9 protein-coding genes are annotated in these 12,643 nt (G+C 61.1%); 5 read left to right on the top strand and 4 right to left on the bottom strand.

The features are described from left to right. Positions 1-122: 122 nt before the first annotated feature. Complete coding sequence (locus tag HU765_RS24490; RefSeq protein WP_186623482.1) at positions 123-1,313, top strand: benzoate/H(+) symporter BenE family transporter; 1,191 nt, start codon at positions 123-125, stop codon at positions 1,311-1,313. 163 nt (positions 1,314-1,476) lie between these two features. Here HU765_RS24490 and HU765_RS24485 read toward each other — a convergent pair whose 3' ends face one another. Continuing rightward, a complete protein-coding gene (locus HU765_RS24485) occupies positions 1,477-1,821 on the bottom strand; it encodes a YggL family protein (RefSeq protein ID WP_016773843.1) in 345 nt (114 codons plus the stop codon). 234 nt (positions 1,822-2,055) lie between these two features. Here HU765_RS24485 and dacB point away from each other — a divergent pair, with 234 nt between their 5' ends. Continuing rightward, positions 2,056-3,516, top strand: coding sequence for a D-alanyl-D-alanine carboxypeptidase/D-alanyl-D-alanine-endopeptidase (dacB, locus tag HU765_RS24480; RefSeq protein ID WP_186623480.1), 1,461 nt, complete (start codon positions 2,056-2,058; stop codon positions 3,514-3,516). Between the two features lie 167 nt (positions 3,517-3,683). Here dacB and HU765_RS24475 read toward each other — a convergent pair whose 3' ends face one another. Both HU765_RS24475 and rlmKL read right to left on the bottom strand, forming a co-directional pair. Continuing rightward, positions 3,684-6,068, bottom strand: a complete 2,385-nt coding sequence (locus HU765_RS24475; RefSeq protein ID WP_186623478.1) for a GGDEF domain-containing protein — start codon at positions 6,066-6,068, stop codon at positions 3,684-3,686. A gap of 146 nt (positions 6,069-6,214) precedes the next feature. Then, positions 6,215-8,485 carry a bifunctional 23S rRNA (guanine(2069)-N(7))-methyltransferase RlmK/23S rRNA (guanine(2445)-N(2))-methyltransferase RlmL gene (gene rlmKL / locus HU765_RS24470; protein WP_186623475.1) on the bottom strand — a complete coding sequence of 757 codons (2,271 nt, stop codon included), beginning with the start codon at positions 8,483-8,485 and terminating at the stop codon, positions 6,215-6,217. Positions 8,486-9,017: 532 nt separating this feature from the next. On the opposite strand from rlmKL, the gene HU765_RS24465 reads away from it, so the two are divergent. After that, positions 9,018-9,233: a ribosome modulation factor gene (locus HU765_RS24465; RefSeq protein ID WP_003223300.1), complete on the top strand. Its 216-nt coding sequence runs from the start codon at positions 9,018-9,020 to the stop codon at positions 9,231-9,233. A gap of 300 nt (positions 9,234-9,533) precedes the next feature. Here the strand turns inward: HU765_RS24465 and HU765_RS24460 are convergent, their stop codons facing one another. Next, entirely contained in the window at positions 9,534-10,553 is a 1,020-nt protein-coding gene (locus HU765_RS24460) for a quinone-dependent dihydroorotate dehydrogenase (RefSeq protein ID WP_186551564.1), read from the bottom strand. A gap of 218 nt (positions 10,554-10,771) precedes the next feature. Between HU765_RS24460 and HU765_RS24455 the strand changes: the two genes are divergently transcribed. Both HU765_RS24455 and HU765_RS24450 read left to right on the top strand, forming a co-directional pair. Further along, positions 10,772-11,983: a CmpA/NrtA family ABC transporter substrate-binding protein gene (locus HU765_RS24455; RefSeq protein ID WP_186623473.1), complete on the top strand. Its 1,212-nt coding sequence runs from the start codon at positions 10,772-10,774 to the stop codon at positions 11,981-11,983. A 15-nt stretch (positions 11,984-11,998) separates the two neighbouring features. After that, entirely contained in the window at positions 11,999-12,574 is a 576-nt protein-coding gene (locus tag HU765_RS24450; protein ID WP_007916390.1) for an ANTAR domain-containing protein, read from the top strand. Positions 12,575-12,643 lie beyond the last annotated feature (69 nt).

Here is a 12,643-nt window from a genome sequence, read left to right as displayed (position 1 = left end):
CGCGATGGCGGTGTGTCAGTCGAATTATTGCTGAATGACACACCGCCATCGCGAGCAGGCTCACTCCTACAGGGGATTGCGTCAAAGGGGAGATCTTCATTGGTATAAGGAACACCGCCGTCATGACCGACGCCACCCACACCCGACTGCGCCCGCTCGCCGACACTTCCCCCTCCGCCATCGTCGCCGGCTTCATCGCGATGATGACCGGCTACACCAGTTCCCTGGTGCTGATGTTCCAGGCCGGGCAAGCGGCCGGCCTGACCAGCGGGCAGATTTCCTCTTGGATCTGGGCGATTTCGATTGGCATGGCGGTGTGCTCGATCGGCCTGTCGCTGCGCTATCGCACGCCGATCACCATCGCCTGGTCAACGCCCGGCGCGGCCCTGCTGATCACCAGTCTGGGCGGCGTGAGTTATGGCGAGGCCATCGGCGCCTATATCACCTGCGCGGTGCTGGTGACGATCTGCGGGCTGACCGGCAGCTTCGAACGGCTGGTGAAAAAGATTCCGGCCTCGCTGGCGGCGGCGTTGCTCGCAGGGATCCTGTTCAAGATCGGCAGCGAAATCTTCGTCGCCGCGCAACACCGCACCGGGCTGGTGCTGGGGATGTTCTTTACCTATTTAATAGTCAAGCGCCTGTCGCCGCGCTATGCGGTACTCGCCGCACTGCTGATCGGCACCGCGTTGTCAGGCTTCATGGGGCTGCTGGATTTCAGTGGTTTTCATCTGGAAATCGCGACACCAGTATGGACCACGCCACATTTTTCCCTGGCCGCAACCATCAGCATCGGCATCCCGTTGTTCGTCGTGGCAATGACATCGCAGAACATGCCAGGAATCGCCGTGTTACGTGCCGATGGCTACACCGTGCCCGCCTCGCCGCTGATCACCACCACCGGCATCGCTTCGCTGTTGTTGGCGCCGTTCGGCTCCCACGGCATCAACCTCGCGGCCATCAGCGCGGCGATCTGCACCGGCCCGCATGCCCACGAAGATCGCAACAAGCGCTACACCGCGGCGGTGTGGTGCGGGGTTTTCTACGGGATTGCCGGTGTCTTCGGCGCGACGCTGGCGGCGTTGTTTGCCGCGTTACCCAAAGAACTGGTGCTGTCGATTGCCGCGCTGGCGCTGTTCGGCTCGATCATCAACGGTTTGAGCATTGCCATGAGCGAGGCGAAGGAACGGGAAGCGGCGTTGATCACCTTTATGGTCACGGCGTCGGGGCTGACGCTGCTTTCCATTGGTTCGGCATTTTGGGGGATTGTCGCGGGGGTGTTGACGCTGGTGATTCTGAACTGGAACAAGCGTTGACTGTATAAAAGCTTCGCGAGCAGGCTCGCTCCCACAGGTAATTCGAGTCGCTCAGGTGAATCGTGTGGGAGCGAGCCTGCTCGCGAATGCGTCCTGCAGGACGACAACCCTGGCAGGCAGGCATAAAAAAACGGCGACCCTCAGGTCGCCGTTTTTTTCAGTATCACTTCGCCGCGTTGATCGGCTTTTCCGGATACCAAACGTCCAGCAACGGGCTGACTTCGTACTTGGTCAGCTCGGAGCGGTTTTTCAGCCAGGCTTCAACGGCAGCGCGCTGCTCTTCGTTGACCGAGCCACGCTTCTGCAGGCACACCAGACCGAAGTCGTCGCCGCCAACATAACCCAGACCGTTGGCTTCCATGGCTTCTTTGATGAATGCTTCGAGGAAAGCGTCAATGGCTTCTTCGGACAAGTCTTCTTTGAAGTCCAGGTTCAGTTCGAAACCCAGCTCTTGAAATTCATCAACGCACAGTTTTTTGCGCAGACGCTGGGAACGGTTAGTCGCCATTGGAACAATCCTCTTAAGTAATAACGGCCGGCACTTTACCAGTTTAAGCCAGCGATTGCCCGACTCTCTGGCCGCTGTGGCCGACCGCCTGTAAAAAAATAACGTATTGGCCGCCCCTGACACGGCACAAGCTGTAACAGCTTGGGGCATAATGCCGACACTTTCATGACCACTGAGGACCTTTTCATCCATGTCCTCGTCTTTTTCCCCCTCTTCAGCAGGGTTTTATTTCATATGATCAAATCGTTGCGTCCACTGCTTCTCGCCGGCCTTCTTCTGCCCCTGGCCCTACCCGTTTGCGCTGCCGCTATCAACACCTCTCTCACTCCGAACGTCGAAAAAGCCCTCAAGGCCAGCAAGCTGCAATCCAGCGCACTGTCATTGGTCATGGTGCCGCTCGACGGTCCGGGCACGCCGACCGTGTTCAACGCCGATGTGTCGGTCAACCCGGCCTCGACCATGAAATTGGTCACCACCTATGCGGCGCTGGAAATGCTCGGCCCCAACCATCAGTGGAAAACCGAGTTCTACACCGACGGCGACCTGAGCGGCGGCATTCTCAACGGCAACCTCTACCTCAAGGGTGGCGGCGATCCGAAGCTGAACATGGAGAAACTCTGGCTGCTGATGCGCGACCTGCGCGCCAACGGCGTGACCCAGATCACCGGGGACCTGATCCTTGACCGCAACTTCTTCGTGCAGCCGCAACTGCCGGAGTTCAACGACGACGGCAACGACGACAACAAGCCGTTTCTGGTCAAGCCCGACTCGCTGCTGGTCAACCTCAAGGCCCTGCGCTTTGTCGCGCGCAATGACGGTGGCCGCGTATTGATTTCGGTAGAGCCGCCGATCGCCAGCATCCGCATCGAGAACACCGTCAAGGCGCTGCCATCCAGACAATGCACCGGCGGCGTACGCTACAACCCGGTGGCGCAGGCCGATGGCAGCGTGACCGTAACCGTCGGTGGGCAGTTGGGCGAAGGCTGCAGCTCGCAGACTTACCTGTCACTGCTCGACCACGCGACTTACACCGCCGGCGCCGTTCGCGCGATCTGGAAAGAACTGGGTGGCAGCATCCAGGGCAAGGATCGTCTGGCGCCGACACCGAGCAGCGCCAAGCTGCTCGCCCGTGCCTACTCGCCGGACCTGGCGGAGATCATCCGCGACATCAACAAATACAGTAACAACACCATGGCCCAGCAGCTGTTCCTCAGCCTCGGCCAGCGTTTCCGCAACGAAGCTGACGGTGATGACGCCAGGGCAGCGCAGCGCGTGGTGCGTCAGTGGCTGGCGAAGAAAGGCATCACCGCACCGCATCTGGTGATGGAAAACGGCTCCGGTCTGTCGCGTGCCGAGCGGGTCAGCGCACGCGAGATGGCGAACATGCTGCAAGCCGCCTGGCACAGCCCGTACGCCGCCGAATACATCAGCTCGCTGCCAATCGCCGGTACCGACGGCACGATGCGCAAACGCCTGAAAACCACGGCGATGCGCGGTGAAGCGCACGTCAAGACCGGCACCCTGAACACCGTGCGGGCGATTGCCGGTTTCAGCCGTGATGTGAACGGCAACACCTGGGCGGTGGTGGCGATCCTCAACGACAAGGCACCGTTTGGCGCCTCGTCGGTGCTCGATCAGGTGCTGCTGGATTTGTATAAACAGCCGAAACTGCCACAGACCGCTTCGGCCCTGTAAGCGCAGCAGATTCAATTGTGGGAGCGAGCCTGCTCGCGAAGGCGTCGGTTCAGTCAGCTTGTTCAGTGACTGACACACCGCTTTCGCGAGCAGGCTCGCTCCCACAGGAAACCAGCGCCAAGCCCCATCTGCCCACCTGTCCCATAGGGTCAGGTGTCAGGTTTGAATTAGTTCATCGGCCGCTCAACCCGGTCGCGGCCATTCTGCTTCGCTGCGTATACCCCTGAGTCCGCACGCAGCAACAAGGCGTCCGCGCCCTCTCCCGGGTGCCAACTGGCGATGCCGAAGCTGGCGGTGACTACGCCGACCACATCTACCGGCGCACTGCGCAAGCCTTCCCAAAGCTCCATCGCGAGCATGTAAGCGTGCTCGGCGTCGATGTCCGGGCACAGCACCATGAATTCTTCACCGCCCAAGCGGCAGAACACGTCAGTGCGGCGCAGGCGATGGCCGATGCGTTCGCACACCGCTTGCAGCACCCGGTCTCCGACCGCGTGGCCGTAGTGGTCGTTGATGCGTTTGAAATGGTCGATGTCGAGCATGATCACCGATAACTCGCCGCCGCCACGCTCGACCCTGGCCATCTCGGTGGTCAGGCGCTCCTGGAAGTAGCGGCGGTTGTAAATGCCGGTCAATGAGTCGGTCACCGACAACGCGCGCAACTCTTCCTCAACGCGCTTGAGGTCGGAAATATCCGAAATGTAGCCATGCCAGAGGACGCCACCGCCCGGCAGCTCTTCCGGCGTTGCCTCGCCGCGTACCCAGCGCAGGCCTCGCTCGGGTAATTGCACACGGTACTCCTCGCGCCACGGACTGAGACTCTCCGCCGAAGTGCGGATGGAGGTGCGCACGCGCGTGACGTCCTGTGGATGGATCCGCGTGAAAATCGCCTCAGCGTCGAACAACAGCACGTCGGGCTCCAGCTCGTAGATCTCGCGGATGCCATCGCTGGCATAGATCACGCTGAAACGCCCGTCGAATTCCATTTTGAATTGATAAATACCTCCGGGCACATGGGCACTCAGCTTCTTGAGCAGTACATCGCGCGCGGCCAAGACTTCGTGCACGCGCTTGCGCTCGGTGATGTCGATGCAAATCGCCAGGTGCCCGACCCACAAGCCCTGTTCATCCAGCACCGGCGTGGCGAGCATGTTCACCGGCAAATGGCTGCCATCGCTGCGCACCAGCGTCCATTCACGGGCTTCGTGACCGCCGACTTCGCCGCCCTCGACCAACATCGCGTGGCAAGTGGGGATGCTTTTGCCGTAACGCACACTCAACTCCGCCGCCCGCGCGGACAGCTCGCGGGGCAGGTGCAGGTTTTCCAGAGTCATGCGCCCGACCACATCGGCACTGCTGTAACCAAGCATCTGTTCGGCGCCGGGGTTGAACGTGCTGATCACGCCACGCAGATCGGTAGCGATGATTGCCACTTGGGTGGCGGCATTCAATACCCCGCGTAACTGGCCGTGGGTGCCGCGCAGTTCCTGCTCACGCGCGTGCAGCTCCTGGGTGCGCAACTGGACCAGGCGCAATGCGCGCTGGCGCTGACTGACCAGCACATACAACAAGGCACTGAGCAGTACGCTGAGCAACCCGCCAAGAACGATCACGCTGCCAACCGACGAATGGTTGGCCTGCATAAAGGCGTAGCTGGGCAGGATATCGACCTGATAATCATGATCGGCCATGCGCACCAGCCGGGTCGCCGACAAATCACCAGGTATCGCCTCATTGGTCGATTCGAACAATACTTCGTGCTGATCATGGGTCGACAGGTCGAGGATGCGCACCGAGAGGTAATCGTGGAGCGCATCGGGCAAGCCGTCCGCCAGCAACTGGCGCATGCTGATCACCGCCATGACGTAGCCAAACGGCCGTGACTGACCCGCACGGCTCACCGGCGCCAGCAGCAGCACACCGCGCGCGTAGGACGGCTCGATGCCAACCAGATGCATCGGTTGCGACACCACCAGGCTGCCGAGTCTGTCTGCCCGATCTAGGGCGTCACGACGCAGCGGCTGAGCCAGCAGATCGTATCCGAACGGCACGGCGAGACGGCTCTGAGTCTGGCTGTAGAGCACCGGCACGTACTCATCGCGGCGCGCGGCCAGTTGCAGTGCGCCTCGGTCATCCAGCTCGCGAATGCTGAACGTGCTCAATCCCTCATCCCGCACACGCAGCTCAAATGCCGGGCGCTCGGCATCACTGACGCGTAGCGCAAACGAATAGGCTTGGGTGCGTAGCAACAAAGGTTGGGCGTAACCGTCGAATTCAGCGCGGGTCACCGATTCGGAATTGGCGAAGAAGCGGCGCAGGCTGTCCAGACGCTGTTCCTGGTCCTGGAAACGCTCTTCGATGCGGCTGTAACGTTCATTGGCCAGCAGTTGAAAGCGCTGACGCGATTGTTGCTCAAACTGGTTGAAGGTGCCCCACGCGAGCAGCCCCGTGAGTATCCCGCCGGCAAGCAATACCAGCAGCGCGACCAGCCAGGCCGAGACGTCTTCGCTGATAAAACCCAGGATTTTGGGGCGCACGGGGTGTAACGACATAAAGACAACTCACTACGCCAGCATTCATGGGAAAAACCCCATTGACCGTGTGTGAGTTATAGCTATTAGCCACTAATTTAGCTAGCGCCGGCGGATCCACGGAGCCTTTAAAAATCAAGGCTCTGTGAATCCAGCCAGCGGCAGCGTCAACGGGCCGTGATTTTCCAGGCGCGGTGAATCTTGGTGTTACGGGCAAAATCCAGATCAATGGTCTGCGCGCTGATTTCCTCGACCGCGTATCGCTCGGCGAGGTTGTCTTCCAACTGGAACTTGCGGAAGTTGTTGGAGAAGTACAGCACGCCGCCCGGTGCCAGGCGCGCCATGGCCAGGTCGATCAACTGCACCTGATCGCGCTGCACGTCGAAGATGCCTTCCATGCGCTTGGAGTTGGAGAACGTTGGCGGATCGATAAAGATCAGGTCGTACTCGTCACGGCAGCTTTCCAGCCACGCCATCACGTCGCCCTGCTCCAGACGGTTCTTGTCCGAGAAGCCGTTCAGCGACAGGTTGCGACGCGCCCAGTCCAGATAGGTTTTCGACAGGTCGACGCTGGTGGTGCTGCGCGCCCCGCCCTTGGCCGCGTGCACGCTGGCGGTCGCGGTGTAGCAGAACAGATTGAGGAAGCGCTTGCCGGCGGCCTCTTTCTGAATGCGCATGCGCATCGGCCGGTGATCGAGGAACAGGCCGGTGTCGAGGTAATCGGTGAGGTTGACCAGCAACTTCACACCGCCTTCATTCACCTCGACGAACTTGCCCTGCGCAGCCTGACGCTCGTACTGCCTGGTGCCGCTCTGGCGCTCGCGGCGCTTGACCACTACGCGGTTCTTGTCGACGTTCAGTGCCTGCGGGATCGCGGCCAGGGCGTCGAACATCCGGGCCGAAGCTTTTTCCGGGTCGATGGACTTTGGTGCGGCGTACTCCTGGACATGCACCCAATCGTGGTACAGGTCGATCGCCATCGCGTATTCCGGCATGTCGGCATCATAAACGCGGTAGCAATCGATGCCTTCGCGCTTGACCCACTTGCTCATCGCCTTGAGGTTCTTTTGCAGGCGGTTGGCAAACATCTGCCCGCCTTCGCTCAAGCGCGGTTGCTCGATCACCGGTGCCGGCGCGGGTGTCGGTTTGATCGGGTTGCCGTTCTTGTTGAACTTGCGTTCTTGCGGCTCGTCCGGGGTCTGATCGTAGGCCGCTTGCTCGCGCTCGGCCTGACGCTGTTCCGCAGTGCGGCGCTCGCCAGTGACGAACTGATCCGGCAACACCTTGATCAACAGCAGCTTGCACGGCAACGCGCCGTTCCAGAACGAATACTGTTTGTGGCTGCGGATGCCCATGCGCTTGCCCAGATCAGGCGCGCCGGTGAACACCGCGGCCTCCCAGTTCAGGCAGGCCTGACGCAGGCGCTCGCCGAGGTTCTGGTAGAGGTACAACAGGCTGGCTTCATCGCCGAGACGCTCGCCGTACGGCGGGTTGCAGATCACCAGACCTTTCTGGTTCTGATCCGGACGCGGCTCGAAGGTCGCGACTTCGCCCTGATAGATCTTGATCCACTCGCTCAGACCGGCGCGCTCGACGTTGTTGCGGCCCGGTTGAATCAGGCGTGGGTCGGCTTCGTAACCGCGAATCCACAGCGGTGGCTTGGCCAGGCCGGCCGCAGCACGTTCGACGGCCTCTTCGTGAAGTTTTTTCCACAGCGCCGGTACGTGACCGAGCCAGGCGGTAAAACCCCACTGCTCGCGACGCAGGTTCGGCGCCATGTCGGCGGCAATCATCCCCGCTTCAACGAGGAAGGTACCGACACCGCACATCGGGTCCGCCAGTGCGCCGCCTTCGGCGGCAATGCGCGGCCAGCCGGAACGGATCAGGATCGCTGCCGCGAGGTTTTCCTTCAGCGGCGCGGCGCCCTGCTGCAAGCGATAACCACGCTGGTGCAGGCTGTGGCCGGACAGGTCAAGGGAGAGGATCGCTTCGCCGCGATCCAGACGCAGGTGAATGCGCAGGTCCGGGTTGAGCTTGTCGATCGACGGACGGTCGCCTTGCGGGGTGCGCAGTTTGTCGACGATGGCGTCTTTGACTTTGAGGGCGCCGAAGTGCGTGTTGTCGATGCCCGAGCCGTGACCGCTGAACTCAACGGCCAGGGTGCCGGCGCTGAGCATGTGGTCCTGCCAGTCGATATCGAGAACGCCGTGGTACAGGTCTTCGGCGTCTTTCATCGGGAAACGTTTGAGTACCAGCAACACGCGGTTGGCCAGACGTGACCAGAGGCACAGGCGATACGCGGTTTCCATGGTTGCCATGCCACGCACGGCGGAGGTGTGCTCGCGCGCGTCTTCAAGGCCAAGCCCGACGGCTTCCTCGATGAGCAGGCCTTCGAGGCCTTTTGGGCAAGTGAGGAAGAGTTCGAAACGGTCGGACATGGTATTTCCAGAGCCTTTGGCTAGTGAATCGGCAACGCATTGCCGACCCGGTTTTCAATCAGGCGCTTTTCTAAAAGAACGCCCGCGTGGCACGAAGGTGTGCCGTTCCGTCCCCGCTGCTCGGGTTAAAAGAGCTTAGATGCCAGGACAGATAAAAAAGTTGGCGAAATAAAAAGTCTTAAAGCGACCCTTCGTCGCTTAGTACCCCAGCGCGAACGTAGGTCATTCTCACTTAAGCATTAACCCCATCATTCAGCGCAGCGCCGATCATACCGGGGTTTGCCGAAAAAACGTCGATGAAACACATCTTTACTTATGGCTGTAGCACTACTTTCGTTACGTCCTTATGACAAAACGATCATTCCCTCGGTGTGACTCATTGGTTAGAACTGAGCACAGGTTGACGTCGCAACGGCGTCAACACCTTGGCTCGCCACGCCGGCAGCGAGCCGCATCATGGCAGGTTTCTTTCTGCCAGGCCTCGGTTGAGGTCGACGCGACACAAACAGTCAACAAGTGAGGGAAACACCCTATGAGAAGACTTAAGCGTGATCCGTTGGAAAGAGCATTTTTGCGCGGATATCAATATGGCGTTGGTGGCAAATCCCGTGAGCTTTGCCCATTTACTCTACCGTCGGTACGCCAAGCCTGGATCAACGGCTGGCGAGAAGGACGCGGCGACAACTGGGACGGTATGACCGGCACTGCGGGAATCCACAGACTCAACGAACTTCACGCCGTCGGCTGACACAGGGCATTTATTCCGACACGACAATCTGACTAGCAACGAATTAACCACGCACGTCCTTCCCGGACGGCGGGCTACGGCCCAGGGGCTCCTTTGAGGAGCCCTTTTTTATGCCCGAAAACAAGGTTTACAGAGATCCCTGTGGCGAGGGGATTTATCCCCGCTCGGCTGCGCAGCAGTCGCGAAGTCTGAATCCTCAACTTACCCGATACATCGCGGTTGAAGGATTTGGGGCTGCTGCGCAGCCCAACGGGGATAAATCCCCTCGCCACAAAGGCTCCCACAAATCCTCGGCAACCATCAACGCAACGCAGCGATGGCATCCACCGATTCGCGAATCAGCGCCGGGCCTTTATAGATGAAGCCCGAATAAATCTGCACCAGGCTCGCCCCCGCCTCGATCTTCTCTGCCGCATGCTTGCCCTCGGTAATCCCGCCTGCGGCGATGATTGGCAAGCGTCCCGCCAGCTCAGCGGCCAGCACCTTTACGGTGTTCGTGCTCTTGTCGCGCACCGGCGCACCGGACAGGCCGCCCGCCTCGTCGCCATGTTCCATGCCTTCAACCCCGACACGGCTGAGGGTGGTGTTGGTGGCAATCACCGCGTCCATGCCGGTTTCGATCAGTGCCTGTGCGACCTGAGCGGTTTCTTCGTCGGTCATGTCCGGTGCGATCTTGATCGCCAGGGGCACGTGCTTGCCGTGGCGCAAGGCCAGTTCGGCGCGACGGGTGGCCAGGTCGGCGAGCAGTTGCTTGAGCGAGTCACCGAACTGCAGGCTGCGCAGGCCCGGGGTATTGGGCGAGCTGACGTTGACTGTCACATAGCTGGCGTGGGCGTAGACTTTGTCCAGGCAAATCAGGTAATCGTCGACCGCACGCTCGACCGGGGTGTCGAAGTTCTTGCCGATATTGATACCCAGCACGCCCTTGTATTTCGCCGCAGCCACTCGCGCCAGCAGGTTATCCACGCCCAGGTTATTGAAACCCATGCGGTTGATGATCGCCTCGGCTTCCGGCAGGCGGAAGATTCGCGGCTTCGGATTACCCGGCTGCGGACGCGGCGTCACGGTGCCGATTTCGACAAACCCGAAGCCCAGTTGGGCAAAGCCATCGATGGCCGCGCCGTTCTTGTCCAGACCGGCGGCCAGGCCCACCGGGTTGGGAAACTCCAGACCCATGACCGTCACCGGCACTTTTGCCGGCGCCTTGCACAGCAAACCGTTAAGGCCCAAACGCCCGCCCGCGCCGATCAGGTCCAGCGACAGATCGTGGGAGGTTTCCGGGGAAAGTTTGAACAACAGCTGACGGGCCAGGGTGTACATGGGCGGCGATGACTCGGGCGGCGAAAAGAGGCGGCGATTATAGCCGGGCATCGCCCCACCGCGCGAGGCGCACGGACAAATCGCTGGCACTGGCATATGCCTTGCACCGATGCAGTATCAGCGCGCAGACCAATGGCGGCAGGCGGGCAAGGACAATGGCGTCGTTTCCGGGGTTGCAGCGCAACATCCGGGACGGCGTTTTTTTTGAGGTGGGTTGTATGAATGAACTTTCGCCAGGGCCGCTGGCCTGGGTCAATGGCAGCGATGCCCCGGAAAAAACCGCGATCAACCTTGGCTTCATGGCCCTGAGCGATTGCGCCTCGGTGGTCGTCGCCGCGACACAGGGTTTCGCCCAGCCTTACGGCCTGACGTTGAATCTCAAGCGCCAGGCCTCATGGGCGAACCTGCGCGACAACCTGGTCAGCGGCGAACTCGATGCCGCGCACAGCTTGTACGGCTTGATTTACGCGGTGCACCTGGGCATCGGCGGTGTCGCTGCGACCGACATGGCGGTGCTGATGGGCCTGAACCAGAACGGGCAGAGCCTCAACCTTTCGCACGGCCTGCAAACCCTCGGTGTGACCAGTCCTGAAGCGCTGGATCGGCACGTGCACCAAAGCCGCGCAAAACTGACCTTCGCCCAGACCTTCCCCACCGGCACTCACGCAATGTGGTTGTATTACTGGCTGGCGAGCCAGGGCATCCATCCATTGCAGGATGTCGACAGCGTGGTCGTGCCGCCGCCGCAAATGGTCGCGCACCTGCAAGCCGGCCGCATCGACGGTTTCTGCGTCGGCGAACCGTGGGCCGCCAGCGCTGTGCAGCAGGATCTGGGCTTCACCCTCGCCACCAGCCAGACCATCTGGCCCGACCACCCGGAAAAAGTCCTCGGCTGCACCCGCGAATTCGTCGAACAGTACCCGAACACCGCGCGGGCCCTGGTCATGGCAATTCTTGAAGCCAGTCGCTTCATCGAAGAAAGCGCGGAGAACCGGCGCAGCACGGCACAACTGCTCAGTGCCGCCGAATACCTCGACGCGCCCGCCGCCTGTATCGAGCCACGCTTTCTCGGAGACTACGCCGACGGCCTCGGCAATCGCTGGCAGGACCCGCATGCGCTGCGCTTTCACGCTCAGGGCGAGGTCAATCTGCCGTACCTCTCCGACGGCATGTGGTTCATGACGCAATTTCGCCGCTGGGGCCTGCTGCGCGAAGACCCGGATTACCTGGCCGTGGTGCGTCAGGTTCAACAGCTGGACGTTTATCGCGCAGCGGCCAGCGCAGTCGGGGTCACTGCGGGGAACACGGACATGCGCAGCAGCCAATTGCTCGACGGCAAAATCTGGGATGGCAGCGACCCGGCCGGCTATGCGCGCAGCTTTCGGCTGCACGCCCTGAGCGACGACGCTCCCCTTCTTGCCCGCCGCTGACAGGAGACCGCGAACATGTTGCGCATTCTGCTGATCAACGACACCGCGAAAAAAGTCGGCCGCCTGAAAGCCGCGCTGACCGAAGCCGGTTTCGAGGTGATCGACGAGTCCGGCCTGACCATCGACCTGCCCGCGCGCGTCGAAACGGTGCGCCCGGACGTGATCCTGATCGATACCGAGTCACCGAGCCGTGACGTCATGGAGCAAGTGGTGCTGGTCAGCCGCGATCAGCCACGGCCGATCGTGATGTTTACCGACGAGCATGATCCGGGGGTGATGCGTCAGGCGATCAAGTCCGGCGTCAGTGCCTACATCGTCGAAGGCATTCACGCACAGCGCTTGCAGCCGATTCTCGATGTGGCGATGGCCCGCTTCGAAAGCGATCAGGCCCTGCGCGCGCAGTTGCAGGCGCGCGACCAACAACTGGCCGAGCGCAAGCGCATCGAGCTGGCCAAGGGCTTGTTGATGAAAATGAAGGATTGCAACGAGGAAGAGGCCTACACCCTGATGCGCCGCCAGGCCATGAGCCGTCAGCAGAAACTGATACAGGTGGCGGAGCAGATCATTGCCATGAGTGAGTTGCTGGGCTAAGTCGTGTTGATGGTCAGGGCCCTTCGCGAGCAGGCTCGCTCCCACATTGGAATGCGGTCCCCCTGTGGG

Origin of the sequence: Pseudomonas sp. SWRI81, assembly GCF_014268545.1 — a bacterium.
In the GTDB taxonomy this organism is placed as follows: domain Bacteria; phylum Pseudomonadota; class Gammaproteobacteria; order Pseudomonadales; family Pseudomonadaceae; genus Aquipseudomonas; species Aquipseudomonas hamedanensis.
The sequence above is the reverse complement of the archived record's forward strand: the minus strand, read 5'-3'. Positions and strand labels throughout refer to the sequence as shown.